The sequence below is a fragment of the Mesorhizobium sp. CNPSo 4671 genome (genome assembly GCF_057784245.1).
The window spans coordinates 47,024-73,047 of sequence record NZ_JBWLUW010000002.1; the positions used below are offsets into that span (position 1 = coordinate 47,024).

Genomic DNA, 26,024 nt, shown 5'->3' on the forward strand with positions numbered 1-26,024 from the left:
AAAACGTCACAATCCAGATTTGACTTAACTTACTATGCTAAGTTGTTTCTAAGGGGAAAGGGAAGTGCCCCTACGCAAAATACTCCTGTAGCGGCCTGACCTCCAGGCTCCCCGCCTTCAGCGCCGCGATCGCTTCCGCCACGGCCGCCGCGCCCGACAGCGTCGTGTAATACGGCACCTTCTGCATCAGCGTCGCCCTGCGCAGCGATTTCGAGTCCGACACCGCTTTCTGCCCGTCCGTCGTGTTGAAGACGATCTGCACCTGGCGGTTGCGGATGGCGTCTTCGATGTGGGGGCGGCCTTCCAGCACCTTGTTTATTTTCTCGGCGACGACGCCGTTTTCGGCGAGGAAGCGCTGCGTGCCCGATGTGGCCAGCACCTTGAAGCCGAGGCCGGCCAGGCGCTTGACCGCCGGCAAGATGCCTTTCTTGTCCTCGTCGCGCACCGAGACGAACAGCGTGCCCGCGCGGGGGAGATCAACACCTGCCCCCAGTTGGCTCTTGGCGAAGGCCAGCGCGAAATCGCGGTCGAGGCCCATGACCTCGCCGGTCGAGCGCATTTCCGGGCCGAGCAGGATGTCGACGCCGGGGAAGCGGGCGAAGGGGAAGACGGCTTCCTTGACCGCGATGTGGCCGGGATTGCGCGGGTCGGGCATGGCGCCGTAATGGGCGAAGGCGTCTTCCAGCGTCTCGCCGGCCATGATGCGGGCAGCGATCTTGGCAATCGGCCGGCCGATGGTCTTGGCGACGAAGGGCACGGTGCGCGATGCACGCGGGTTGACCTCCAGCACATAGACCGTGCCGTCCTTGATCGCATACTGCACGTTCATCAACCCGCCGACATTGAGCGCGCGGGCAAGGGCGGCCGTCTGGCGCTCCAGCTCGTCGACCAGTTCCGAAGGCAGCGAGTGAACCGGGAGCGAGCAGGCCGAGTCGCCCGAATGGATGCCGGCTTCCTCGATATGCTCGAGAATGCCGGAGACGAAGGTCGCCTTGCCGTCGCAGAGGCAGTCGACATCGACCTCGATGGCGCCACTGAGATAGGTGTCGAACAGCAGCGGGTTCTTGCCCAACAGCGTGTTGATCTGGCCGGTCTTGTCGTTGGGGTATTTCTGCTTGATGTCCTCCGGCACCAGGCCGGGCACGGTGTCGAGCAGATAGGATTGCAGCATGCCTTCGTCATGGATGATCTGCATGGCGCGGCCGCCGAGCACGTAGGACGGGCGCACCACCAGCGGGAAGCCGAGCTCGCCGGCGACGAGGCGCGCCTGCTCGACCGAATAGGCGATGCCGTTCTTCGGCTGGCTGAGGTTGAGCTTGTGCAGCAGCTTCTGGAAGCGGTCGCGGTCTTCGGCCAGATCGATCATGTCGGGCGAGGTGCCGAGGATCGGGATGCCGGCCTTTTCCAGCGCGTCGGCCAGTTTCAGCGGCGTTTGGCCGCCGAACTGGACGATGACGCCGACCAGTTCGCCCGAGGCCTGCTCGGCGCGCAGGATCTCCAGCACGTCTTCCGCCGTCAGCGGATCGAAATAGAGCCGGTCCGACGTGTCGTAGTCGGTCGAGACCGTCTCCGGGTTGCAGTTGATCATGATCGCTTCATAGCCGGCGTCGCGGAGCGCAAAGGCGGCATGGCAGCAGCAATAGTCGAACTCGATGCCCTGGCCGATGCGGTTCGGCCCGCCGCCGAGGATGACGACTTTTTTCCGCGACGAAACTTGCGCCTCGTTGGCCAGCGCGCCGGCGAACGGCACTTCATAGGTCGAGTACATGTAGGCGGTGGGCGAGGCGAATTCGGCGGCGCATGTATCGATGCGCTTGTAGACGGGATGAACGCCGAGCTTGTCGCGGATTTTCGCGACCACCTCGGCGTCGGTCCTGGTCAGCGAGGCGAGGCGGGCGTCGGAGAAACCCATCGCCTTCAGCATGCGCAGATTGACGGCGTCCTGCGGGATGCCGTGCTCGCGGATGCGGGCTTCCATGGCCAGGATGCCGGCGATCTGCTCGAGGAACCACGGGTCGATCTTGCACATTGCGTGCACGTCTTCCAGCGAGGTGCCCATGCGGATCGCTTGCGCCACCATGCGCAGCCGGTCGGGCGTCGGCGTGCCGAGTGCTGCGCGGATGGCGTTGCGGTCGTCGGCGTGGTTGGCTACCGCCGCCCCATGGCCGAGGCCGGGGATCTCGATCTCGTCAAGGCCGGTGAGGCCGGTTTCGAGGCCACGCAGGGCCTTCTGCAGCGATTCCTGGAAGGTACGGCCGATGGCCATGACTTCGCCGACCGACTTCATGGCGGTGGTCAGCACCGGCTCGGCGCCGGGGAATTTCTCGAAGGCAAAGCGCGGGATCTTGGTGACGACGTAATCGATGCTCGGCTCGAAGGAAGCCGGCGTGGCGCCGCCGGTGATGTCGTTCTCCAGCTCGTCCAGCGTGTAGCCGACGGCGAGCTTGGCCGCGATCTTGGCGATGGGGAAACCGGTTGCCTTCGAAGCCAAAGCGGACGAGCGCGAAACGCGCGGGTTCATCTCGATGACGACGAGGCGGCCATCGGCCGGATTGACGGCGAACTGAACGTTGGAGCCGCCGGTCTCGACGCCGATCTCGCGCAGCACCGCGATCGAGGCGTTGCGCATCATCTGGTATTCTTTGTCGGTGAGGGTGAGGGCAGGAGCAACGGTGATCGAATCGCCGGTATGCACGCCCATCGGGTCGATGTTCTCGATCGAGCAGACGATGATGCAATTGTCCGCCTTGTCGCGGACAACCTCCATCTCATACTCCTTCCAGCCGAGCACGCTTTCCTCGATCAGCACTTCGGTGGTCGGCGAGGCGTCGAGGCCGGACTGGACGATGTCGTAGAATTCGGCCCTGTTGTAGGCGATGCCGCCGCCGGTGCCGCCCATGGTGAAGGAGGGGCGGATGATTGCCGGCAGGCCGACATGGTCGAGCGCCTGGGCGGCGATCGCCATGCCATGGCTGATGTAGCGCTGCTTGCGGTCGCCTTCGCCGAGGTTCCAGCGGGTTTCCAGCGCGTCGAGTTCGGCGTCGAGGTTCTCCGGCTTCTCGGCCTTGAGTGCGGCGCGCTCGGCCTCATGTGTCTTGCGGTCGGCGTTCTTGACGTCGGTGGCGTTGGCCAGCATCGACTTCGGCGTTTCCAGCCCGATCTTGCTCATCGCCTCGCGGAACAGCGCGCGGTCCTCGGCCTTGTCGATGGCGGTGGCGTCGGCGCCGATCATCTCGACATTGTAACGCTCGAGCACGCCCATGCGGCGCAGCGACAGCGCGGTGTTGAGCGCGGTCTGGCCGCCCATGGTCGGCAGCAGCGCGTCGGGCCGCTCCTTGGCGATGATCTTGGCGACGACCTCGGGCGTGATCGGCTCGATATAGGTGGCATCGGCCAGTTCCGGGTCGGTCATGATGGTGGCCGGGTTGGAATTGACCAGGATGACGCGGAAGCCCTCTTCCTTCAGCGCCTTGCAGGCCTGGGTGCCGGAATAGTCGAACTCGCAGGCCTGGCCGATGACGATGGGGCCGGCCCCGATGATCAGGATCGACTTGATGTCGGTGCGTCTTGGCATGTCATAGGTCCGTTCGGCGGGCGGCTTGCACAAAAAACCGGGACGGGAAGACCCGGCCGGTTGTGCTCGCGATTCTGGTATCAGGCTAGGTGGGCCTTATAGGGAAGAGTTTTGGGAGATGTAACCCCGAAAATGAGGGATTGGGCAGTAGGGCAGTAGGGCAGTAGGGCAGTAGGGCAGTAGGGCAGTAGGGCAGTAGGGCAGTAGGGCAGTAGGGCAGTAGGGCAGTAGGGCAGTAGGGCAGTAGGGGGAGGCTCCAGTGCCCTTAAAACATATTGCCCTATTGCCGTACTGCCTTACTGCCCTGCCTCCTAGTTCCCAAACGCCAACGTGTCCGTAATCTCGAAGCGTTCGGAGACGCCGATGCGGATCATGCTCAGGCTGCCTTCGCGGGTGAAGCGGAAATCGCTTTTGGCGTCCGAGCCGGCCGGCCGGCCGGCGTCGAAGGAGATGAGGCGCGAGCCGCCGTCGGGCCAGGTCACGGTGATGTCGGCCTTGTCGGCGCCCTTGCGCACGATGGCGGCCGCGCAGCTCGTCATCGGCTGGCCGACATAGCGGGCGCAGGGGATTTCGACGGCACCGCCCGAGGCAAGGGAGGTGGGCTGCGGCGGCAGTTCGGCGACGGTCTGGGTGTCGAGGGCGGGCGCGGTGCCGTCAGGACGCGGGGTGGGAACGGGGACCGAGCCGGCGGCCGCATCCTGGGCGAGGGCAGGGATTTCCCCGGTCGGCGGGGTTGCGCTCGCCGCCAGCGCCAGGCCGTAGGCATCCTGCATGGCGATGTCGGCGGCGGATTTCATCGGGGCTTCCGGCGTGACGGGATGGGCCGCGCCGCCGAGCCGCGCCGTCAGATCGGGCTGCGGCTGGGCGGCGTTGGCAGCGCTCTCGGCGGGAGGCGTTGCGACTGGTCCGCCAGCAGCGGCCGTCGCCGCATCGGGCGTCGCGCCTGCGTCCGCCGCCTGGTCGGGGGGCACCGTCGCCGGGTTGACGGGAACAAGGTAGCGCGCCGGGGCCCAGCCGCTGGCTTTGGGATTGTCAGACTCGACCTTGCACCAGGGGTGTCCGTCAATGTCGTTGCAGCCGAGGTTCCTGACGCTCGCGCCAGCAGCCAGACGCGCCTCGGTCTTGCCGATCGCCGATGGCTTGGCGCGGACATTGAGCAGGTCGTCGGGCGCAAGGCCGGTGACGATGGAGATGAAGGGCGTCTCTTCGGCATGGGCAGGCACAACAGCCGCAAGCGCCGCCAGCAGGGACGGAGCGGCCATCAGCGCCAAGAGCGTTGTCCGCGACGTAATTCGGCGCCCTTGGCTGTCGGCGATCAATTGCATTAACAAAGGCACCGCCAGAACCCAAAAACGCTGCCGCACGCGAAGCCGGTTTATAAGCGACGGTGCGCCGCCGTGTCTACAAGCGAGATGTTCACGCCTTTTTCAGCCCGAATGTGAAGCGCTCAGCGAGGCGGCAGGTACGCGGTTTCAGCCTGGCATGAATCCGGTTCTGAGCGCATGCGCCCATTCCGGCCGTCCCGCCTGTTCGGCTTGCCGTGCCGCCGCCTCGTGGTCGTAGTCGACGGCGATGCTCTCAAAGCGGTCGGGCTGGCCTTCGCCACCCAAGGTGACGATGCCGTAGCGCGCATGCGGCGAGCCCTGTTCGGAGACATGCGCCGGCGGGGTGGAATCGTCATAGGCGGGGCAGCCGATGCTGCCTGGGTTGAAGATGACGGGGCCGCCGGGGATGCGGACCAGCTCCGCGCGGTGGCTGTGGCCGCACAGCGCAATGCGGCAGGCCGGGTCGAGCGCCTTCAGCCGCCGCCGGATCGCCGCCAGCGGCGCGCGCACCAACTGGCCATCGACAACCGCGTCGAGCAGATATTTTTCATCGTGGTCGGGTCGGGCATGGAAAGCGACGATGCCGGGCGCGATCTCCAGCGTCAGCGGCTGGGCGAAAAGCACCGCACGCTGCGCCTCGGTCAGCCGTTCCTGCGCATAGACATCCGAAGCCCACATGGTCTCGTCCGCGGGATCGGCCGCGACACGGCGGTCGTGGTTGCCGCGCACCGTCGGCAGCTTCAGCGCCTGCAAGCGCTCAAACGTCTCGCGCGGCCACAGCGGCCCCGAAACGCTGTCGCCGAGATTGACGGTGAGATCAGCGCCGCCGCGCCGCGCCAGGTCCTCCAGCACGGCGTCGAGTGCCAGGACGTTGCCATGGATGTCGGCGAGGACGGCGATGCGCATGCGGCGGGCTCCTTGGTGCAGCCCCATTGGGGGCTCCGGCCTCGTTATCAAGCCCCCGCCTTCGTTATCAACCCCTTGAGATCGTTCGGGACAGCGGGAAGCACCGCGCGCCCCGCGGCTATCGCGGAAACCCTCCATCTGCTAGCGTCCACGGCACCCCGAAGTCCATATGGGGAATATCCGCTTAGACAGCCTCGAAAGGCACCAAGGCGATGACCCGCGACCAGATGTTCGCCCACCTTCGCGCCGCCAATGACGTGGCGCGCGAGGCTGCCGCGCATGGGCACCACCCTTTCGGCTGTGTGCTCGTCGGCCCCGACGATCGCATCCTCATGCGGCAAGGCAACATCAACACCGTGCGCCACGCCGAAACCGAGCTCAGCCGGCGTGCCGCGGATGCCTATGCGCCGGAATTCCTGTGGTCCTGCACGCTGGTCTCGACCGGCGAACCCTGTGCGATGTGCACCGGAACGCTCTACTGGGCGAATATCGGCCGGCTGGTCTATGGCTTCGAGGAGACCAAGCTTCTCGCGCTGACTGGCGACCATGCCGAGAATCCGACGATGAATCTCTCGTCACGCACGGTCCTCGGCTCCGGGCAGAAGCCGGTCGAGGTCCACGGCCCCATCCCCGAGATGGAGGAGGAACTTCTCGCCCCGCATATCGGTTTCTGGCAGCGCTAGGGGCGAGAGAAGTCTGGCTCGGAACCTGCAGACCTAGGCCGGCATCTCAATATCATGCCCGCCGACCGCCGGCAGTGCCGGGTCGTCCACCGCCGCGGCGATGACGCTGTCGAGCAGGCCGGGGAAGCGGGCGTCGAGGTCGGCGCGGCGCAGCGTGATCATGCGGTTGGTGCCGACCACTTCGGCGCGGGTGACGCCGGCCTCGCGCAGCTTGGCAAGGTGGTAGCTGAGATTGGTCTTGGAGCCGAGATCGAGGAACTGGCTGCAGTTCAGCGCCACGCCTTCCTTGCTGGCGAGATAGCGCACGATGGCGAGCCGCGTCGGATCACCGAGCACGCCAAGCACGATCGGCAGGCTGATCTGGTCCGTATTGGGATGGGGTAACGTCATGGCTCGAACCTAAGCACAGTTCGGGCCGATTTCAACGCACCCCTCCCGCTCTGCCGGTACACATTGCCTCTCCACTTACGATCCGTGCTGACACAGGGCTGTCAGCAGGCTTCAGCTATTTTGCCCTGGCTTCATTGACATCATGCCCTGTTATGTCCAATTGTTCAATAACTTTTGAACTAAGGACATTTGCCATGGACAAGCGGCTCTTCTGGCTTGCGCTCGGATCGTTCACGATCTCGACCGAGGGCTTCGTCATCTCCAGCCTTCTGCCCGACATCGCCAGGGATGCCGGCATTTCCATTCCACTCGCCGGCACGCTGATCACCGCCTTCGCGCTGGCCTATGCCATCGGCACGCCGATCCTGGCGACGCTGACCGGCGAATGGGACCGGCGCCGCGTCATATTGTGGACGCTGGTGTTCTTCGTCATCGGCAACGTTGCCGCCGCCTTGAGCTCCTCCTTCGAAGTGCTTCTGATCGCGCGCATCATCATGGCGCTGTCGTCGGGCCTGTTCGCAGCGACCGCGCAAGGCACGGCGGTGGCGCTGGTCGATGACCATCACCGGGCGCGCGCCATTGCCGTAGTCGTTGGCGGTACCACGGTGGCCGTCGCCGTCGGTGCGCCGCTCGGCGCGCTGGTCGCGACGATCGCCGGCTGGCGCGGCACCTTCTATGCCATTGCCGGGCTTGGCGCGCTCGCCGGCGCCATCCTGTGGTACAGGCTGCCGCGCGGCATTGTCGGCACCCGGCTGCCGCTGAAGCGCAGGCTGGCGGCGGCCATGCGTCCCGGCGTGATGCCGATCCTGTTGACGACATTGCTGGCGCTGACCGGCGCCTTCACCGTCTTTGCCTATGTCGCGCCGCTGGCCATCGAGGGCGGCGGGCTCAGCCAGATCGCGCTGCCCGGCATGCTGCTCGCCTTTGGCGTCGGCGCCGTCATCGGCAACATCGCCGGCGGCCAGGCGGCCGACCGGTTCGGCGCCACCCGCACCGTTGGCTGGTCGCTGACGCTAAGCGCCGCCATGCTGGTGATGCTGTCCGTGATCCCGGCCTTCCTGCCGCAGCATATTGCCGGCCCGGCGCTGATGGCGATGATGGTGCCGTGGGGCATCGTCGGCTGGGCGTTCCCGCCGGCGCAGGCCAGCCGCATCATCAAGCTGGCGCCCGATGCCGCCCCGATCGTGCTGTCGCTCAACGGCTCGGCGCTTTATCTCGGCGTGGCGTTGGGCGCGGTGGTTGGCGGTGGCGTGCTGCGCTTTGGCGCGCCGGCCGATCTCGGCCTGGTCGCTGCGGCCTTCCCGTTGATCGGTCTGGGTATTGTGCTGGCCGGCCGCTGGGCGGCACGGCCGGTTGCGATGCCGGCCGAGTAGTCCCCGTCTTGAACCCGCCGGCCAGCTTAGTTGGCCGGCGGCAGATCAAAATCCAGTGCGGAAATATCATCCAGCGCCGCGCGCAACCTCGCGGCCTTCTCCTTGCCGACCACGTCCTCGAAACGCTGCTGGGCGACCTGCCACAGCTTCATCGCCCCATCGAGCTTGACCAGCCCTTGAGGCGTCAGCCGCACCCGCTTGATGCGGCGATCGTCCGGATCGGCGACGGTCTCGACATAGCCGTCGCGGATCAGCGGCTTCAGCGTGTGGCCGAGCGCCGACAGGTCCATGATCAGGGCCGACGCAATGGCGCCCATCGCCGGTTCATCGCCAATGTGGATCTGATAGAGCAGGCCCTGCTGCGTGGCTTTCAGGCCCGAGGGCGCCAGCACATCATCATAGTACTGGCCAATCTTGCGCGTCGCGCGACGCAGCATGGCGTTGTTGCAGAGCGACAGTCCGGGCAGGGCCTCTTTCGACATGATGCTTCCCTCAGCGGCGCTGACATGATGTCCGGCTGCTGCCTGACAAATAATCCCGGATGCGCTCATTGACAAGATAGTGGCATATGCCTATTTTGTCGATAGTGGTATATGCCACTAAATCAATCAGGCGGCTTGTAGGCGAGCAGAGGGCGATTGTCCACGGTGCCGACGGCCAGGTCGAAGCGAACATTTCGAGATAGAAGGAACAGGACAATGAGTGGACAGGCAAACAAGGGCACGGCGGTTGTCACCGGCGCTTCATCGGGCATCGGCGCGGTCTATGCGGACCGGTTGGCGGGGCAGGGCTATGACCTGGTGCTGGTGGCGCGCCGCGCCGACCGGCTCGAGGAACTGGCCGAGAAGCTGCGCTACGCCTACAGCCGCAAGGTCAGCGTGATCAGCGCCGATCTCTCCGACGACAATGATGTGCGCCGGGTCGAGCAGGCGATATCGGCTGACGACAGCGTGACGCTGCTGGTCAACAATGCCGGCCTTGGCGGCCAGCAGGTGGTGGCAACGGCCGACGCCGACGCGGCCGAGCGCATGATCAAGGTCAATGTCATCGCCTTGACCCGTCTGACCCGTGCCGTGCTGCCGGGTCTTCTGGCGCGCAACCGCGGCGCCATCGTCAACATCGCCTCGGTGCTCGCCTATGAGACCTCGTTTGGCGGTATCTACAGCGGCACCAAGGCCTATGTCGTCAACTTCACCGAAGCGCTCCACCGCGAGGTCGCGGGCACCAATGTGAAGGTGCAGGTGGTGCTGCCGGGCGCGACCCGGACCGATTTCTGGGAACTTGCCGGCAGCGATATCGACCAGCTTCCGAAGGAAATCATCATGACCGCCGACGATATGGTCGATGCCGCGCTTGTCGGCCTTGCCAGGGGCGAAGCCGTCACCGTGCCCGCACTTGCCGATGCCGGCAAGCTGGACACGTTCCTCGGCGCCCGCCAAGCCTTCTACGGCAGCCTGCACGCCGACAAGCCGGCGGTGCGTTACGCGGCTTGAAGGCTATCCATGCTTGGGTTCCTCGCCCCCATTTCCTGGGGGCGAGGAACTAGGGTCGCGCCTTACGCCGATCGCCACGTCGGAATGATCGATGCCGCCAGCACCAGCGCCAGCACGATATTGAGGGCGCGCCATTGCCATTCGGTCTTCAGCAGCCGGGCTAGCACCATGCCAGCGAGGCACCAGATGGACAGCGAGATGGCGGCGGTCAGGCCGAAGGTCGAGCCGAGCAGCAGGGCAAGCTGTCCCGGCCCGTCGGCAAGGGCGGCGAACGAGGCCGCTGCGCCCAGTCCCATCGCCCAGCCCTTGGGGTTCATCCACTGGATGCCAGCGCCGCCAAGAAAGCTGTTGGGCCTGGCCATCGTCACGTCGAGATTGGGCGGACCGGCGCGGCCGATCTTGAGCGCTAGCCACAGAAGATAGAGCGAGCCGGCGATCTTCATGGCAAGCTGCAGTGACGGCACCGCAAGCAGCAGACCGGCGAGCCCTGCGGCAGCCGCCGCCGTCACTGTGGCGAGGCCGGCGGCACTGCCGATCATCAGTGGAACCGACCGGCGAAAGCCGAACTGCGCGCCCGAGGCGGTCGACAAGGTCGTGGCAATGCCGGGCGTGGCGGTAGCCACAAAGGCAAACAGGATGAGCGGCAGGATGGACTGGAGCATGGGACGTCCTTTGTCGGAAGCTCCATGGTAGACGCCGGCAAACATCAGTAAATGCAATGTTTGCGATGCTAAGCATTAGTATCTATAATGCAGAGCATGATCCGCAACCTCGATACGGCGCTGATGCGCACCTTCGTCACCGTGGCCGACAAGGCCAGCATGACAGCGGCGGCCAACGTGCTTCACCTGACACAGGGCGCCGTCAGCCAACAGGTCAAAAGGCTGGAGGAGGCGCTCGGCTGCAGCCTGTTCGAGCGCGACCGGCGCGGCCTGCGCCTGACGCGGTCCGGCGAGCGGCTGTTCGACAAGGCCAAGCGCCTGCTTAGTCTCAACGACGAAATCTGGGCCGAGATGGCAGGAAGTGCGGTGGCCGGCCAGGTGCGGCTCGGCGTGCCCTACGACCTTGTCGGCACCTTGCTGGCGCCGGTGTTGAAGGCCTATGCCGAGACCTATCCGCAGGTCGAGATCTCGCTGGTCTGCGCCTCGTCGCCGGAACTGGCGGCAGCGCTGGCGGCGGGCACCATCGACCTTGCGGTGATCGAGGAAAGGGTCGGCCCGACATCAGGCGAATGCCTGGCCGTCGACCGGCTGGTCTGGGTCGGCGCCAGAGGCGGCACTGCCCGTGCCAAGCGGCCGCTGCCGGTGTCTATCGTCGCCGACACCTGCGCCTTCCGGCCGGTGGTGCTCTCGGCGCTCAACGAGCATGGGCTGGAATGGCGCACGGTGTTCGAAAACGGCAACATCGACGCGACGACGGCGACGGTGCGCTCCGACCTCGCGGTCACCACCTGGCTGGCGTCCACCGTCCCGGCCGATCTCGACATTTTGCCGTTCGATGTCGGCCTGCCGCCACTGCCGAATTTCGCCATCAATCTGCATTTGCCGAGGCATGGTGTTGGGGCTGCGGCACAGGAATTCGCGCGGCATATACGAGACGGGCTGGCGCGACGGCCACAGGCGGCTTGAGACCTGGAAGAACTTGTTTCCTCTCCCCCGTCGCTCTCCCCCCTCCGGAGGGAGAGGAAAGGAGCCAAGGCCGTCCCGCTACTTCCAGTTCCTGCGCCGTTCGAGTTCGGCGGCGGACGGCTCGCCCGTGACGAACGACCCGACCTCGATTTTGCCCGCGCGTTCGTAGGTTGCGATGATGACGCCGGTGCTCGACGTCTGCGATTTGGCAAGCTTGAAGGCGGCCGGCATCGCGTCGTCGCCGAACAGCCGCTTGCCCTTGCCCAGCACCAGCGGGAAGATCATCAGTCGGATCTCGTCGATCAGGCCGTTGGCGAGCAAGGTCTGGATCAGGTCGGCTGATCCCTGGATGAGCAGGTCAGGTCCATCTTCCTGGCTGAGGCGGCGCAGCGCCGCGACGATGTCTTGCCCGAGCCATTGCGTGTTCTGCCAGGTGAGTGTGTCAGGCCGATGCGTCGCCACATATTTGCTCGCGGGGTTGAAGGCATCCGCGATCGGATCTTTCTGATACGGCCAGTAGGCGGCGAAGATGTCGTAGGTTCTGCGGCCGAGCAACAGGGCGAAGGGCTTGGAGAAGAGCTCGTTCATTGCCGCGCCGCCCACTTCGTCAAAGTAATGGAAGGTCCAGCCGCCGAAGCTGAAGCCGCCGACCGGGTCCTCTTCGGGTCCGCCGGGTGCCTGCATGACGCCGTCGAGGCTGACGAAGGTGGCGGCGATGATCTTTCTCATAGTGCTCTCCCTTGTTCCATCCACGCCGTCGCGGCCGGACTATGGCCCAAGGACGGCCGGCCCGCACCCATTCCGACAGGGCCTGCGAAATTCTGGACAATCGGCGCATCGATGCGTCAGCTGCCGGGTTTGGCGCGGACGTCTTTCGTCGAGAACCAGACGTCGCCGAAGATGGCCGTGGCGGTGCGGTCCGGCGCCTTGTCGCTCGTCAACCAGATCGAACGGCTGCGCGCGGCCTGCTTCGGAGTCGGGATCTTCGCCGCCAGATCCGCGACCGAGGCCCCGAAGCACGGGATGAACCAGGAGCGCATGAAGGGATTGCAGGTCAAGCCCTTTTCGGTGCGGGTCACCAGCACCGCCAGCGGGACGCGCTCGGCCGGGCGCCAGGGAAATATCATGCGGCCGCCGGGGCGCAACGCCTTCAGCCATCCGGCCGGAGGGGCGACGACGCCGGCATTGACATAGACGATGTCGGATGGCGGCAAAGGCGTGGTCACGGCATCGCCGTGGACGACAGTCGCATTGCCATAGGCTTCGAGATTTTTGCGCGCCAGCTCGGCCAGCCTGCCGTCGAGTTCGAGGGCGGTGACGGTGCCGCCAGGTGAAACCAGCCTGGCCAGCACGGCGGTGTAGTAGCCGGTGCCGGCGCCGATATGCGTGACGGTCTCGCCGGGTCTCGGCGCCAGTTTTCCGATCCACATGGCGTGCAGGAACGGCTCGCCATTGTTGATGCCCTTGTCGGCATCGAGCGCCACCAGCACGTTCTGGTAGACATGGGCCGGATCGGCGCTCGGCGTGGTGATCTTGTCGCCGCTGGCGACGATCGTCCACGGTCCTGGGCCGAGAAAGGCTTCGCGCGGCACGCTGGCGAACACCTCCTCCAGGCGCGGATCCGATGAGCCGGCATTGGCCGCCATCAGCCGCGCGTAGAATCTCCGGATGTCTTCAATGTTGCTCATGACGCCAGGAAAGATAGCGCGGTCTGGCGGTTTGTCGCGCTATCCGGCGGAACCTCAACCGACCCCGAACAGCGTGTCGTAAAGCAGCTTGAAATTGAGCACGAGGATGATCGCCGCGACCACCCAGGCCAGGGCTGCAACGCCACGCGGGATGGCAAGATTGCCCATCTTCTTCCTGTCGGAGACGAACTGCACCAGCGGCACCACCGCGAAGGGCAGCTGCATCGACAGGATCACCTGGCTGAACACCAGCAGTTGGCCGGTGCCCTTCTCCCCATAGAGCGCGGTGACGACCACCACCGGGACGATGGCGAGGCCGCGCGTCAAAAGGCGACGGGCCCAGTTGGGAATACGCAGGCGCAGGAACCCTTCCATGACGATCTGGCCGGCAAGCGTCGCCGTCACCGTCGAGTTCAGGCCCGACGCCAGCAGCGCCACGGCGAACAGGATGGAGGCGATGCTGAGGCCCAGCAGCGGCGACAGAAGCTTGAAAGCCTGGTCGATTTCGGCGACGTCCTGATGGCCGGTGTCGTGGAAGGCGACGGCCGAGACGATCAGGATGGCGGCGTTGACGAACAAGGCCAGCATAAGGGCGATGGTGGAGTCCGTCGTCGCCCATTTGATGGCGTCGCGCTTGCCCTTTTCAGTGCGCTCATAGGCACGGGTCTGCACGATCGAAGAGTGCAAATAGAGATTGTGCGGCATGACCGTGGCGCCGATGATGCCGATGGCGATGTAGAGCATTGCCGGGTTGGCGACGATTTCGGCCGACGGCACGAACATCGCATGCAGGATCGTGCCGGCCGGCGGGGCGGCGAAGAAGATCTGGATGGCAAAGCAGCTGAAGATGATGATCAAAAGCGCGATGACGAAGGCTTCGAGATAGCGGAAACCCTTGTTCATCAACAGCAGCACAAGAAAGGCGTCGAGCGCGGTGAGCATGGCGCCGCCGATCAGCGGAATGCCGAACAGCAGCTGCAAGGCGATCGCGGTGCCGATGACCTCGGCGAGGTCACAGGCGATGATGGCGAGTTCGCAAGCGATCCACAGCACGAAATTGACGGGACGGGGGTAATAGGCGCGGCAGGCCTGGGCGAGGTCGCGGCCGGTGGCGATGCCAAGCCGCGCCGCCAGAGCCTGCAAAAGGATCGCCATCAAATTGGACAGCATGATGATGAACAAAAGCGTGTAGCCGAACTGAGCGCCGCCGGCGAGATCGGTTGCCCAATTGCCGGGGTCCATATAGCCGACCGAGACCATGTAGCCAGGCCCCATGAAGGCGAACAGCCGGCGGAACCAGACGCCCGAACTCGGCACGGCGATGGTGGAATTGACTTCGCGCAGGCTGGGCTGATCGTCCTCGTCCCGTCCGGCGAACCGCCATGAGGATCGAGGGGCTGTGGCTTCTGCGTCTGACATGAAAAGGCTTTCCGCGACTTCCGGGGGATGTCGCTAAGCTATGCCATGGCTCAACATTATGCAATAGGCTATATTTCATTGTTTGTGCTTTTTGCCGGCGTTCAGCCGGGTTTGCGAAGCGGCGAAGTGGAAACGCCGGTTGCGCCTGTGGGGGAATGCAAATAAACGGCCTGAAGAATCAGAGCCCGTGCTATAAAGCGGCGATGGCTGAACGCCCGAGGAGGAGCGCGCATTGGCGCTGAAGAACAGACCAGTTCCGCGTGAGCCGTTGCCCGACGCCGATGTCCATTCGGAAGGGTTCCGGCAGCAGCGCCAAGCGCGCCGCAGCGCGCTGGTCGAGGACTATGTCGAGTTGATCGCCGATTTGATCGAGGACGGCAACGAGGCGCGCCAGGTCGACATCGCCGCCCGTCTTGGCGTCGCCCAGCCGACGGTGGCCAAGATGCTGACGCGCCTGTGCGCCGATGGGCTGGTGTCGAGAAAACCCTATCGCGGCGTGTTCCTGACCGAGGCCGGCCGCAAGGTCGCGGACGAAAGCCGCATCCGCCATCAGACGGTGGAAGCCTTCCTGCGCTCGCTCGGCGTCAGCGCCGAGACGGCGCGCATAGATGCCGAGGGCATCGAGCACCATGTCAGCGCCGAGACGCTGGAAGCGTTCCGCAAGGCGATGACGGCGCCGCGCTAAGGCACCCAACCCTTCTCTGAGAGGTGGAACCGCCGCACCTTACGCACGTTGCTCCTGACAGTGCGCGATTGTCGCGCCTAGGAGGAAGCAATGGGCGTCGAACAGGCACCGACCGCAAAGGGCAAGCAGGCAGCCAAGGGATTGAAGCAAGCCGCGGCGAAGGACGAGCGCAAGACCGAGGCCGAGACCGGCCGCCCGCTGGAAAAGGGCGCTGCGCGTTTCGAGGAGCGTTCGAAAAGCTCCGACGGCAAGAGCGCTGGGGCCAAGCAGAAAAGCTGAGGCCGCGCCGAGGTCAAGGCAGGCGGAATCTGTCTGTTCAGCGGCCGGTTGTCGTCCGCTATGGCTCCCGGGCGTGCGAGCCTTTTGAAGGGTCCACTGGACCTTGCAATTTGCCTGCGACCGTTCTCTCACTCACGGACATCCTGCACCCAGCTTCTGGGGTGGCCGTCGACGCGGAACTGGAAGATGAAATAGGGCGGGATGCAGGTGCCTTCGCCGGGCTTGGCCTGGGGCAGGTCGTCATACCCAGCGGTGCAGATATAGTCCTCGCGGCAAGGATGCGCCTTGTCGCAGGCGCGCAGGCCGGCGGTCTTGGTGAATTCCCGGGTGCAGAATTTGTGGTCCTTGCCGGATGCGATACAGTCGTTGAAGCCGGTCTTGGCCAGACGGCCGCATGTCGCCTCGTCGGGAAGCTTGTCGCAGGTCGCCTTGCGCAGCATGCCGCCGGGAAAGCCGCCGGTCTTCTGGCCGGGGTTGTCGTAGCGCTGGCGCGCGGCGCCATAGCCGGCGAGTTTCACCACCGGTTTCTTGTCGCGCGCGGGGTCGATGGCGCAGGCCTTGGCGGTGGCCGGCGACAGGCGGCAATACTGGTCGTTGCCCCATGTCGACATCTTGATCTCGCCGAACTCGACGGGGTCGCCGACCGCGGTGCCCTTCTCGCTGACGCAGGTGCCGAAGCCCGGATGGATGGCGCTTTCGTGGACGCCGGCGCAGCGCAGGCCGGCGCCACAGGTCCAGTCCTTGAAGCTTGCGTCCTCGCCGCGATAGCAGATCGAACCCCAGCCATTGTAGAGGTCGGTGCCTTTCAGCGCCTCGGCATATTTCTGGTCCGGACGGGCGGCGAAACCCCTGGTGAAATCGGGATGGCCGCCGGCGGCGAATTGCTCGACGATGGCGCGGCGGCGCGGCAGGTCGGCGAAGAACACCGCCGAGCCCGGCACGAAGACGGCATTGCGGCGTGGCTCGCTCGCCGGATCGGCGCCAGTATAGTGGAAGCCGGCAATACCATGCGTCTGATGGCAGCCTGTGCAGCTCATCTCGTTGAGCCGCAAATTGAAGCCCGCCACCGACTTGATGGTGGCGAGCGTGTTGCCCTTGGCGACATAATCCTTCAGCGCCTTGTCGATATCGGCGTCGTCGACCAGCCCATAAGCGATGTTGTTTTGCGAGCGGCTCAACCCGCCGGGCGCGACGGAAACGGCACTCTTGGCCAAGAACTTTTCGTCGATGACCAGCCGGCCATGGTCGAGGTCGTAGATGTTGCGGTCGGTGAGCAGCCATTTGGCGAAGGACGGCTTGTTGGCCAGCACGGCTGCCCGGTCGATCTGGTTCTCCATCCTCGATTCATAGAAGCTCGAGGTCGCCGGATTCCATTTGAAGATTTTCAGGAGATATTCGGCATGGCCGCCGAAATCGCGCCGCGTCGAGGCCGACAGCCGCAGCACCTGCATGTTGAGCTCGAGCCGCATGATCTGCGAGGAATTCAACATGGCGCCTGACAGCGGCCCTTGGTCGGAACGCAGCCAGGCGGCAAGCTGTTCGGGCGGCAGGTCTTTTTGGCCGGCGGCGAGCCAACGCTGGGCGACGTCGGCGCAGGACACGTCGGTTGTGCTCGGCAGATCCTTCGAGGCACGCGCCTGCGTCCGCCCGGGCTTGGCGTTGAACACCAGGCTCATAGTCAGCGGCAGGCGCGAGGAGATGCGCTGCCCAGTCTTCCCCCCGATTGGCTTGCCCTTGGCCGGCTTTTCGGCGACCGAATAGTGGAAGCGATAGATCAGCCGGATCTCGCCGCATTCGGTGTGGCCGAGATAGCCGCGATCCATGCGGTTGACGACGCCGGTCAGGTCGAGCGTCGAGCCGTCGTCGTCGATGTATTTCGGATTGAATTTCTGGCTGGTGTCGTTCGATCTGGCCATGGCGGCGACGTAGGGATCGGGGCTGGTCTTCGGCTCGTCCGATATCTCTTGCTTGACCGTGTCACGCACCGTGGCCAGCGCCGGCACGGAAAACAGGCCGCGATTGTCGACGTCGCGGGTGAGGCCGAGCACGGGGCCGAGCAGGCGGCTGATCGACAGGCCGCCGCGCTCCAGCGCCTGCAAGGTGGCCGGATCGGTGACGGCAACGCTGGAATCGAGCGTCACCGCGCCGGCCGGCCCGATTCCAAGGCAACTCAATGCCATCAGCAACAGCAGGAATTGGCCAATGATCCGCAAGCGCCCCTCGCTACACAGAAAATCAAACACTAGCGGTCTTCCCGATCTTCGGCCATGGGGCGACAGTCGCAGCAACGAACCCGGCGGCAAGAGTTCCGTCTGCTTCAGTCCAAGGCATGAACAGGCCACTCGCCGGTTTTGATCGCCTAAAGGCCATCGAAAAACACTGTGACTTGGCGCAACCATTGGGATAATTGTTTGTTGGGTTGAGCCGGCCTTGCCGGAGCAATGAAGAAGTTCATCACGGGGAGTTGCCATGCTCTGGAGAGGCCGTCGTCAGAGTGACAATATCGAGGACGACCGCAGCGACAGCGGCGGTGGTGGGATCGGCGGCGGTGGCGGTCAGTTCCAGCTCCCCATAGGCGGCCGGACCGGTGGCGGCGGCAGCATCATCCTCGTCATCCTCGTGGTGATCGCTGGATGGTACTTCGGCTTCGATCCCTCAGCGATCCTGGGTGGTGGCGATGGCGGCCTGCTGCCGGGCGGTGGCGGCCAGATCACCGACAATGGCGGTGGCGGCCAAGACAGCGGCACCGCTCCCGCCAATGACGAGATGAAGCAGTTCGTGGCGACCGTGCTGGCCGAGACCGAGGACACCTGGACCGGCATCTTCAAGTCGCAAGGCCTTACCTATGAGGACCCGAAGCTGGTGCTGTTTTCCGGCCAGGTTCGCTCCGCCTGCGGCTTTGCTTCGGCGGCGGCTGGCCCCTTCTACTGTCCGGGCGACCACAAGGTCTATCTCGACATGACCTTCTTCCAGGAGCTCGATCAAAAGTTCGGCGCTTCCGGTGAGTTCGCGCGAGCCTATGTCATCGCACATGAGGTCGGCCATCACGTGCAGAACCTCACCGGCATCATGGGCAAGTTCAACCAGATGCGGCAAGGCATGAGCGAAGCCGATGCCAACCAGCTGTCGGTGCGCATCGAGCTGCAGGCCGACTGCTTCGCCGGCGTGTGGGCGCACTACACCGGGCAGAAGGGCATATTGGAGCAAGGCGACATCGAAAGCGCGCTGAACGCCGCCAAGCAGATCGGCGACGACACGCTGCAGAAGAAGATGCAGGGCTATGTCGTGCCGGAAAGCTTCAACCACGGCACCTCGCAGCAGCGCCAGACCTGGCTGGCGCGCGGCTACAAGAGCGGCAAGCTTTCGGACTGCAATACGATGACCGGCGCGCTTTAACGAGACTGTTTGGAAATTCTACTCCGGCGGCCATCTGGCGGCGTTTTCTGCGCTTCCGGTGCTCACGGACCCAAATGTCCGCTGCGCTCCGGTTCTCGAAACCACCACTATATGACTCGCCAGAGCGAATTTCGAAACAGTCTCGGCCAGCGTTTCCTGGCCCTGATCCGGCGATGAGACGCCGTCAGGGGGTGTCAGGATCAATGATTCCTGCCTGTTCCCGCATTGTTCCTTTTTGCGGGTTCGCCTATAAGGTTCGTCCGCCTGCGCCCCGGGCGGCCGGAGGAGCTTGACCCATCATGATCGATCCCAAAACCGCCAGGCGGGGCTTGGCGCTGGTCTTCACCACGCTGCTGCTGGATATCATCGGCTTCGGCATGATCATGCCGGTGCTGCCGGCCTTTCTCAGGGAACTGACCGGCGTTGGCATTAGTGAAGCGGCGATCGAGGGCGGCTGGCTGTTCTTCGTCTATGCGGCCATGCAGTTCTTCTTCGCGCCGATCATGGGCGGGTTGAGCGATCGCTTCGGCCGGCGGCCGATCCTGCTTGCCTCGGTGCTGACCTTTTCCATCGACAATCTGATCTGCGCCATCGCCTGGTCCTATCCGATGCTGTTCATCGGACGCGTTCTGGCCGGCATTTCGGGCGCCAGCTATTCGACGACGTCGGCCTTCATCGCCGACATATCGAACGACGAGAACCGGGCGAAGAATTTCGGCCTGCTCGGCATTGCCTTCGGTGTCGGCTTCGTCATCGGGCCGGTGCTGGGCGGATTGCTCGGCACGTTCGGACCGCGCGTGCCGTTCTTTTTCGCCGCCGGCCTCGCCTTCGTGAATTTCCTGATCGCGATGTTCTTCCTGCCGGAAACGCTCGATGAAAAGCATCGCCGCCGCTTCGAATGGAAACGCGCCAATCCGGTCGGCACGCTGCTGCAGATGCGCCAGTACCAGGGCATCGGCTGGATCGGGCTCGTCTTCTTCCTGATGACGCTCGGCCACATGATGTATCCGGCGGTCTGGTCGTTCGTCTCCAACTACCGTTATGGCTGGAGCGAGCAGCAGATCGGCTTCTCGCTCGGTGCCTTCGGCCTGTGCGGCGCGATCGTCATGGGCACTGTCTTGCCGCGCGTGATCCCCAGGCTCGGCGAGTGGAGGACAGCGGTGATCGGCCTGACCTTCACGGCGGCGAGCGCCTTCGGCTATGCCTTCGCTTCGCAGGGCTGGATGATCTATGCGGTGATCGTCGTCGGCTGCCTGGAAGCGCTGGCCGATCCGCCGCTGAGAAGCCTTGCCGCCGCCAAGGTGCGACCTTCGGCACAGGGCGAACTGCAGGGCGCGATGACCTCGCTCTTCTCGATCACCTCGATCATCACGCCGCTGCTCTACACGGCGATCTTTTCCTGGTTCACTGGGCCAAGCGCGCCGGTGACCTTCGGCGGCGCGCCCTATCTGGTCGGTGCGTGTTTTCTGCTGCTGGCGCTCATCGTCTTCGTCACCAAGGTGGCGAGACCGGCGACGGTCACAAATGTCGCCACCGACGTGGCGGAAGATGGAGCGCAGGCATGAGCCATGACAGCCGCATCGCGCTGACCAGGGACGGGGTGTCGCTGTCGCGGCTGGTCTTCGGTGCCTGGCGCCTGCTCGACGGCGACGCCCGTCCGGACGCCGATCAGGTCGCGCGGCTGATCGGCAGCGCCGTCGATCTCGGCCTGACCAGTTTCGACCATGCCGACATTTATGGGAATTACGAGGTGGAGGCGGCCTTCGGCGCCGGGCTGTCGCGTTGGAAGGGCAAGCGCGATCAGATCGAGCTGATCTCGAAATGCGACATCATGCTGGCCTCGGCCAACCGGCCGCAGAACCGGCTGAAGCACTATGACACCAGCGCCGTCCACATAAATGCTTCGGTCGACCGCTCGCTCGCCAATCTCGGCACCGATTATCTCGACCTGTTGCTGCTGCACCGGCCGGATCCGCTGATGGATGCCGACGAGACGGCGGCGGCGCTGGCCGGACTGATCAAGGCGGGCAAGGTGAGGGCGGTCGGCGTTTCCAATTTCACGCCGTCGCAGTTCGATCTGCTGGCCTCGCGGCTGCCGTTCGCGCTCGCCACCAATCAGATCGAAATGTCGGTGCTGAAAACGTCAGCATTGACCGATGGCAGCCTCGACCACGCGCAGCGCCTGGGCTACGCGCCGATGATCTGGTCGCCGCTCGGCGGCGGCTCGCTGTTCACCGGCAAGGAAAGCCGGGAGGCACGGGTGCGGGCAGCGCTCGCGGCGGTCGCGGCCGAAGTCGGCGCCGGCGATCTCGCCACTGTTGCCATCGCCTGGCTGCTGCGGCATCCGGCCCGGCTGGTGCCGGCGCTGGGGTCGATGAAGCCGGAACGGCTGGCGGCCATGGTCAAGGCGCTGGAGATCACCCTCGACCGCCAGCAATGGTTCGCCATATTGGAGGCGAGTGAAGGCCGGCCGGTGGCTTAGGGGCAGCAATATACTGTCAATAGCCGTATTTTTTTGGATTTGACAGAATTGTATCCACGGTAAAGGCCGGGTTTGCGACCTCTACCTGCTCCATGATCCTCAGCATTTCCTCACGGTCTCGATCGCGAACGGCTGCGTCCCATCGATCCATCAGGCCAACGGAAGTGAGGCGCTCGTTGACCGTCATACTCCCCAAGTTTTGAGAAGGTTGCTTTCCCATGACGTGAGTTTCGCATGGAAAAGCGATTCAAACCAACACCGCACTTTACGATGCGGCGCTAACGGATCGGGTTAGGCCCGCTCTGCCAGCAATTCCTCGCCGCGCTTTTCGCGGATCAAATTGACGAAGCGGCGGAACAGATAGTGCGAATCCTGCGGGCCGGGGGAGGCTTCGGGGTGATGCTGGACCGAGAACACCGGACGGCCGGTCAGCGCGATGCCGCAGTTCGAGCCGTCGAACAGCGAGACATGGGTTTCCTCGACGCCTTCGGGCAGCGAGTCGGCATCGACGGCAAAGCCGTGGTTCATCGAGACGATCTCGACCTTGCCTGTGGTGTGGTCCTTGACCGGATGGTTGGCGCCGTGATGGCCCTGGTGCATCTTGGCGGTCCTGCCGCCGAGTGCCAGCGCCAGCATCTGGTGGCCGAGGCAGATGCCGAACACCGGAATGTCGGTCTTGAGCAAATCCTGGATGACCGGCACTGCATAGTCGCCCGTGGCTTCCGGGTCGCCGGGGCCGTTGGAGAGGAAGATGCCGTCGGGCTGCATGGCGAGGATCTCTTCCGAGCCGGTGCTGGCCGGAACCACGGTCACCTTGGCGCCGAGGCCGGCGAGCAGGCGCAAGATGTTGCGCTTGACGCCGTAGTCGATGGCGACGACGTGCAGCGACGGCTCTGCCTGCTCGCCAAAGCCTTCGTTCCACACCCAGGGCGTCTCGCGCCAGACCGAGGACTGGCCCGAAGTGACTTCCTTGGCGAGGTCGAGGCCGATCAGGCCAGACCAGGCGGCGGCGCGCTGCTTGAGATCGTCGAGGTCGAAGACGCCGTCGGGTGCATGCGCGATGACCGCGTTGGGCATGCCCTTTTCGCGAATCAGCGCGGTGAGCGCGCGGGTGTCGATGCCCGAGAGCGCGACGATGCCGCGCTTCTTCAGCCACTGGTCGAGATGGCCGGCGGCACGGTAGTTGGACGGGTTGGTGACATCGGCCTTGAACACGGCGCCGACAGCGCCGGCGCGGGCGGCCGGGTTGAGGTCTTCGATGTCCTCGCCATTGGTGCCGATATTGCCGATATGCGGGAAGGTGAAGGTGACGATCTGGCCGGCATAGGACGGGTCGGTGAGGATTTCCTGGTAGCCGGTGAGCGCGGTGTTGAAGCAGACTTCGGCGACGGCGGAGCCGGTGGCGCCGAGGCCGCGACCCTCGATGACGGTGCCGTCGGCCAGCACCAGCAGGGCGGTCGGCTTTTCCGTGGCCCAGGCGGGCGTCATCTCGGCCATGGCGGCACTCCTATCAGGCTGTGCGCTTCGATGGCGGGCCATCCGCGCAGCAAACGACGCGGCAGCGATTTCTCGAGCCTCAGCGCGTCAATTCATTGTCTTATGCAAGGCCGAGTACATAGGGGAAGGTGCCAGAACGGTCAATGATACAGCCAGGGACCGACATCGATTTATTTCGTCGAACAATATCAGTGGCTTGCCGGCCCATTCGAGATTTGCCTTGTGCTCCCGGCGAGGTTATGGTCCGCGCCGTTCGAAGGAGACAAGCACAATGCGCGGAAAAATCGCCGAATCCCTGAAGAGCGCGATGAAGGCGCAGGACAAGCACCGGCTGCCGACATTGCGGCTGATCCAGGCCGCCATCCACGATCGCGACATCGCCAATCGCGGTGCCGGCAAGGACCCCGCCAGCGACGAGGAGATCCTGCAGATCCTGGCCAAGATGGTGAAGCAGCGCGAGGAATCGGCCAAGGCGTTCGAGGACGGCAAGCGCCCGGAACTGGCGGCGCAGGAGCGCGGCGAGATGGAGATCATCCGCGGCTTCCTGCCGACCCAGCTCGACGATGCGGCGATTGCTGCCGCGGCGCGCGAAGCGATCGCCGCCACCGGTGCGGCCAGCCAAAAGGACATGGGCAAGGTGATCGCCGCGCTGAAGCAGAAATATGCCGGCCAGATGGATTTCGGCAAGGCCAGCGGCATCGTCAAGGGGCTGCTGCAGTAGGGGGCTGTTGCGGTCACCCCTGCCGATTTTCATAGCTGGGCGCGCAGGCAGCCGGTGTTACAGTTTGACCTAGGGTTGGGTCATGGCGTTGAAAATGCCGGCGCCAACTACCGCACATAAGGCTGCGGTCCCAAGCCCTCCCACAATGATGCACCACCAGGCGCGGCCATTTCCCTGCAGCATGGGATTCAGTTTTATCATCCGTCGCGCCAGAAGACCCTGGTAAAGCGCATAGGAAGACCCGAACCCGGCGAGCCAAATAACGGAAAAGACGACGCCCCGCGTGAGCATCCTGTTGAGCCTGGTCTGTTCGACCGTCAAACTCGCATTCTCAGTATCCATGCTTCGCCCCCTTTTTGCTTGAGCTGTGGCCGCCTCTTAATATTCCAGCGCTGTCGATTAGTAAGTCGCAGCGATGTCATTTGTCGATCAGGATGGATTGCTCCTTGTTGTCTCGCGAGCGTTCGCCAATGCCTTCGACAACGATGCTGATCAGATGCCTGATCTCGTCGTCGCTGAAGGCGCCTCGCGAGAGCGCCGAGAGCATCGCCTGGCCGTATATGCCGAGCAGGACCAGCGCCATGAAATTGGCGTCGTCATCGCCGCGGATGACACCTTGCCGCTGGCCGAGCACGAGCAGGTCTCGCACCAGACGCTGGAAGGATGGGCGATCGGGCGGCGGCTGCAGGGACGGCCGCTCGGCGGGGGCAAGGGCCAGCCTGGCAAGCGAAGGGTTGGCGAGGCACCAGCGGGCGCTGTCGAGAAAGACTGTTTCGAGCAGGCCAAAGACGTCTTCATTCGCCGCCATGCGGGCGCGATAGGCGGTGTCCTGCGCCTCCACGCCGGCGATGAGCCTCAGCGCAATCTCCTCTTTCGAACGGAACAGATTGTAGACCGTCTTGCGGGTCAGACCCGCGCGGATCGCGATCTCTTCCATCGAGGTGTTGGCGAAGCCGAATTCCCGGAACGCCAGGTCGGCGGAGTCGAGGATGAGGTTTCGCGACCGCTCGGTTCGCGCCGAAGTCGATGCGCTGGGCAAAGTGCGCTTCCTGATCGCGCCCAATTCGCTGCACCATGTGTTCCTGGCCGATTGGCAGGGTCTCTATCCCGATGCCAGGGTCTATGCGCCGCCCGGCCTGCGCCAAAAGCGCGGGGATATCCGCTTCGACGGCGATCTCGGCGATGCGCCGGAGGCGGACTGGGCCGACGATCTCGACCAGGTCGTCATCCGCGGCAACAGGATCACGACAGAGATTGTCTTCTTTCATCGCAAGAGCAGCACGGTGCTGTTCACCGATCTCATCCAGCATTTTCGCCCTGGATGGTTCAAGGGCTGGCGGGCACTCATTGCCCGGCTGGACCTGATGGTGGCCGCCGAGCCCTCGGTGCCGCGAAAGTTCCGCGCCGCCCTTACCGACCGGGCCGCCGCACGCGCGGCCATCCAGCGCGTCCTGGCATGGCCGGCCGAAAAGGTGCTGATGGCGCATGGCGATCCGGTCACCGAAGGTGGGCAGGCCTTTATTCGCCGCGCCTTCCGCTGGCTGGTTGGTCGGTGACTTACGAGGTGGACCTCCGGGGCTCCAATGCGCGGCGCAACGCAGGCGCTTCCTGCTGGACATGATCCCATAACCGGTTGGCGACTGGCCCGTGCGGCCGGTCGCGGCGGCGCGCTACCACGAGTTCGTCGGTGCGGCCCGGCATATGGCGGCCGGCGATGGAGTGCAGGCGTCCGTCACCCAGCTCTTTCTCGATCAGGAAGCGGGGCAGGTGGCCCCAGCCAAGGCCTTGCAGGATGATTTCCTTTTTCATGCCCTGGTCGGCCACCAGGCATTGCGGCGCGCCCTCGATCAGCGAGTAGTTTTGTTGCGGCGAATGGCGGGCTGTGTCGCGCATGACGCATTGGGTGAGTGCCTGCAGCTGATCGGGCGTGATCGGCTCTTTGATACGCTCCGGCAGAAAGCCGGGCGCCACCACGGGAATGAACGGCACCTTGCAAAGATCGACCCATTCCACCCGCGCATCGCCCTTGTCGACCCAGTGCAGGATCAGATCGGCCTCGTCGTCGAACAGCCGTTCCCACGGACCGCCGACGGCCTCGAAATGCAGATGCAGGCGCGTGCCCGGGCATTGGGCGAAGAACCGTCCGAGCATGCCCAGCACCCGCGGCCGCGGGCAGAGATCGCCGATCACGACATGGATCTCGCTTTCCTCGCCCATCGAGAGTTGGGCGGCGTGCACCCGCAGGCCCTCCAGTTCGCGCAGCAGCGATTGCGCGCGGCGGTGGAACGACAGCCCCGCCTCGGTCGGGCGCACGCGATAGCCGCCGCGATCCAGCAGAACGAGGTCGAGCTGGCGCTCGAGCTTGGCGACAGCGGCGAACACGGCCGGGTGCGAGCGATGCAGCAGGGCGGCCGCCGGCTGAAAGCCGCCGGTGCGGATCACCGCATCGAAGCATTGCAAATCGTGCAAGGTGAATTCGGCCATG

General features: G+C 64.7%; 26 protein-coding genes. 11 read left to right on the plus strand and 15 right to left on the minus strand.

Features of this window, described 5'->3' with window-relative positions:
* Positions 1–70: 70 nt before the first annotated feature.
* The 3 genes from carB to AC04SF_RS04600 all read right to left on the minus strand — a co-directional run bounded on the left by carB (position 71) and on the right by AC04SF_RS04600 (position 5,805).
* Positions 71–3,574 (minus strand): carbamoyl-phosphate synthase large subunit, encoded by a 3,504-nt coding sequence (gene carB / locus AC04SF_RS04590; RefSeq protein ID WP_488476726.1) that lies wholly within the window; start codon positions 3,572–3,574, stop codon positions 71–73.
* Positions 3,575–3,885: 311 nt separating this feature from the next.
* A complete protein-coding gene (locus tag AC04SF_RS04595) occupies positions 3,886–4,911 on the minus strand; it encodes an SH3 domain-containing protein (protein ID WP_488476727.1) in 1,026 nt (341 codons plus the stop codon).
* Between the two features lie 135 nt (positions 4,912–5,046).
* The gene (locus AC04SF_RS04600; RefSeq protein WP_488476728.1) at positions 5,047–5,805 is read right to left on the minus strand and encodes a metallophosphoesterase family protein; all 759 of its coding nucleotides are present in this window, start codon (positions 5,803–5,805) and stop codon (positions 5,047–5,049) included.
* Between the two features lie 212 nt (positions 5,806–6,017).
* Between AC04SF_RS04600 and AC04SF_RS04605 the strand changes: the two genes are divergently transcribed.
* Positions 6,018–6,488 carry a nucleoside deaminase gene (locus AC04SF_RS04605; RefSeq protein ID WP_488476729.1) on the plus strand — a complete coding sequence of 157 codons (471 nt, stop codon included), beginning with the start codon at positions 6,018–6,020 and terminating at the stop codon, positions 6,486–6,488.
* A 33-nt stretch (positions 6,489–6,521) separates the two neighbouring features.
* On the opposite strand, the gene AC04SF_RS04610 is transcribed toward AC04SF_RS04605, so the two are convergent.
* The gene (locus tag AC04SF_RS04610; protein ID WP_010910977.1) at positions 6,522–6,878 is read right to left on the minus strand and encodes an ArsR/SmtB family transcription factor; all 357 of its coding nucleotides are present in this window, start codon (positions 6,876–6,878) and stop codon (positions 6,522–6,524) included.
* A gap of 194 nt (positions 6,879–7,072) precedes the next feature.
* On the opposite strand from AC04SF_RS04610, the gene AC04SF_RS04615 reads away from it, so the two are divergent.
* Entirely contained in the window at positions 7,073–8,251 is a 1,179-nt protein-coding gene (locus AC04SF_RS04615) for an MFS transporter (RefSeq protein ID WP_488476730.1), read from the plus strand.
* Between the two features lie 26 nt (positions 8,252–8,277).
* Here the strand turns inward: AC04SF_RS04615 and AC04SF_RS04620 are convergent, their stop codons facing one another.
* Positions 8,278–8,733 (minus strand): MarR family winged helix-turn-helix transcriptional regulator, encoded by a 456-nt coding sequence (locus AC04SF_RS04620; protein ID WP_488476731.1) that lies wholly within the window; start codon positions 8,731–8,733, stop codon positions 8,278–8,280.
* A 216-nt stretch (positions 8,734–8,949) separates the two neighbouring features.
* Between AC04SF_RS04620 and AC04SF_RS04625 the strand changes: the two genes are divergently transcribed.
* Entirely contained in the window at positions 8,950–9,744 is a 795-nt protein-coding gene (locus AC04SF_RS04625) for an SDR family NAD(P)-dependent oxidoreductase (RefSeq protein ID WP_488476732.1), read from the plus strand.
* Between the two features lie 62 nt (positions 9,745–9,806).
* On the opposite strand, the gene AC04SF_RS04630 is transcribed toward AC04SF_RS04625, so the two are convergent.
* A complete protein-coding gene (locus tag AC04SF_RS04630) occupies positions 9,807–10,406 on the minus strand; it encodes a LysE family translocator (protein ID WP_488476733.1) in 600 nt (199 codons plus the stop codon).
* A gap of 96 nt (positions 10,407–10,502) precedes the next feature.
* On the opposite strand from AC04SF_RS04630, the gene AC04SF_RS04635 reads away from it, so the two are divergent.
* Positions 10,503–11,372, plus strand: a complete 870-nt coding sequence (locus AC04SF_RS04635) for a LysR family transcriptional regulator (protein WP_488477322.1) — start codon at positions 10,503–10,505, stop codon at positions 11,370–11,372.
* 78 nt (positions 11,373–11,450) lie between these two features.
* On the opposite strand, the gene AC04SF_RS04640 is transcribed toward AC04SF_RS04635, so the two are convergent.
* From AC04SF_RS04640 to AC04SF_RS04650, 3 genes are all read right to left on the minus strand, one after another.
* Entirely contained in the window at positions 11,451–12,101 is a 651-nt protein-coding gene (locus tag AC04SF_RS04640) for a dihydrofolate reductase family protein (RefSeq protein WP_488476734.1), read from the minus strand.
* A 116-nt stretch (positions 12,102–12,217) separates the two neighbouring features.
* Positions 12,218–13,060: a protein-L-isoaspartate O-methyltransferase family protein gene (locus AC04SF_RS04645; RefSeq protein ID WP_488476735.1), complete on the minus strand. Its 843-nt coding sequence runs from the start codon at positions 13,058–13,060 to the stop codon at positions 12,218–12,220.
* 54 nt (positions 13,061–13,114) lie between these two features.
* Entirely contained in the window at positions 13,115–14,479 is a 1,365-nt protein-coding gene (locus AC04SF_RS04650; RefSeq protein ID WP_488476736.1) for an Nramp family divalent metal transporter, read from the minus strand.
* Positions 14,480–14,711: 232 nt separating this feature from the next.
* Here AC04SF_RS04650 and mntR point away from each other — a divergent pair, with 232 nt between their 5' ends.
* Both mntR and AC04SF_RS04660 read left to right on the plus strand, forming a co-directional pair.
* Positions 14,712–15,164, plus strand: coding sequence for a manganese-binding transcriptional regulator MntR (gene mntR / locus AC04SF_RS04655; protein ID WP_488476737.1), 453 nt, complete (start codon positions 14,712–14,714; stop codon positions 15,162–15,164).
* Positions 15,165–15,254: 90 nt separating this feature from the next.
* Positions 15,255–15,443, plus strand: a complete 189-nt coding sequence (locus AC04SF_RS04660; RefSeq protein WP_096449109.1) for a hypothetical protein — start codon at positions 15,255–15,257, stop codon at positions 15,441–15,443.
* 128 nt (positions 15,444–15,571) lie between these two features.
* On the opposite strand, the gene AC04SF_RS04665 is transcribed toward AC04SF_RS04660, so the two are convergent.
* Positions 15,572–17,656 (minus strand): hypothetical protein, encoded by a 2,085-nt coding sequence (locus AC04SF_RS04665; protein ID WP_488476738.1) that lies wholly within the window; start codon positions 17,654–17,656, stop codon positions 15,572–15,574.
* 256 nt (positions 17,657–17,912) lie between these two features.
* Here AC04SF_RS04665 and ypfJ point away from each other — a divergent pair, with 256 nt between their 5' ends.
* From ypfJ to AC04SF_RS04680, 3 genes are all read left to right on the plus strand, one after another.
* Positions 17,913–18,839 carry a KPN_02809 family neutral zinc metallopeptidase gene (ypfJ, locus tag AC04SF_RS04670; protein WP_488476739.1) on the plus strand — a complete coding sequence of 309 codons (927 nt, stop codon included), beginning with the start codon at positions 17,913–17,915 and terminating at the stop codon, positions 18,837–18,839.
* A gap of 299 nt (positions 18,840–19,138) precedes the next feature.
* The gene (locus AC04SF_RS04675; RefSeq protein ID WP_488476740.1) at positions 19,139–20,404 is read left to right on the plus strand and encodes a TCR/Tet family MFS transporter; all 1,266 of its coding nucleotides are present in this window, start codon (positions 19,139–19,141) and stop codon (positions 20,402–20,404) included.
* Entirely contained in the window at positions 20,401–21,321 is a 921-nt protein-coding gene (locus AC04SF_RS04680) for an aldo/keto reductase (protein ID WP_488476741.1), read from the plus strand. The genes AC04SF_RS04675 and AC04SF_RS04680 overlap by 4 nt, the downstream gene beginning before the upstream one ends.
* A gap of 16 nt (positions 21,322–21,337) precedes the next feature.
* Here AC04SF_RS04680 and AC04SF_RS04685 read toward each other — a convergent pair whose 3' ends face one another.
* Both AC04SF_RS04685 and carA read right to left on the minus strand, forming a co-directional pair.
* Entirely contained in the window at positions 21,338–21,508 is a 171-nt protein-coding gene (locus tag AC04SF_RS04685) for a hypothetical protein (protein ID WP_488476742.1), read from the minus strand.
* A gap of 104 nt (positions 21,509–21,612) precedes the next feature.
* On the minus strand, positions 21,613–22,818 hold the full coding sequence (gene carA, locus AC04SF_RS04690) for a glutamine-hydrolyzing carbamoyl-phosphate synthase small subunit (RefSeq protein ID WP_096449099.1): 1,206 nt from the start codon (positions 22,816–22,818) through the stop codon (positions 21,613–21,615).
* A gap of 271 nt (positions 22,819–23,089) precedes the next feature.
* On the opposite strand from carA, the gene AC04SF_RS04695 reads away from it, so the two are divergent.
* Complete coding sequence (locus AC04SF_RS04695; protein WP_287277350.1) at positions 23,090–23,539, plus strand: GatB/YqeY domain-containing protein; 450 nt, start codon at positions 23,090–23,092, stop codon at positions 23,537–23,539.
* A gap of 69 nt (positions 23,540–23,608) precedes the next feature.
* Here the strand turns inward: AC04SF_RS04695 and AC04SF_RS04700 are convergent, their stop codons facing one another.
* Complete coding sequence (locus AC04SF_RS04700) at positions 23,609–23,881, minus strand: hypothetical protein (RefSeq protein WP_488476743.1); 273 nt, start codon at positions 23,879–23,881, stop codon at positions 23,609–23,611.
* A 76-nt stretch (positions 23,882–23,957) separates the two neighbouring features.
* Positions 23,958–24,578, minus strand: coding sequence for a TetR/AcrR family transcriptional regulator (locus AC04SF_RS04705; protein WP_488476744.1), 621 nt, complete (start codon positions 24,576–24,578; stop codon positions 23,958–23,960).
* Between AC04SF_RS04705 and AC04SF_RS04710 the strand changes: the two genes are divergently transcribed.
* On the plus strand, positions 24,529–25,095 hold the full coding sequence (locus tag AC04SF_RS04710) for a DUF4336 domain-containing protein (protein ID WP_488476745.1): 567 nt from the start codon (positions 24,529–24,531) through the stop codon (positions 25,093–25,095). The two genes, AC04SF_RS04705 and AC04SF_RS04710, sit on opposite strands and share 50 nt — an antisense overlap.
* A gap of 1 nt (position 25,096) precedes the next feature.
* Here the strand turns inward: AC04SF_RS04710 and AC04SF_RS04715 are convergent, their stop codons facing one another.
* Positions 25,097–26,023, minus strand: a complete 927-nt coding sequence (locus tag AC04SF_RS04715; RefSeq protein ID WP_488476746.1) for a LysR family transcriptional regulator — start codon at positions 26,021–26,023, stop codon at positions 25,097–25,099.
* Between the last annotated feature and the right edge of the window lies 1 nt (position 26,024).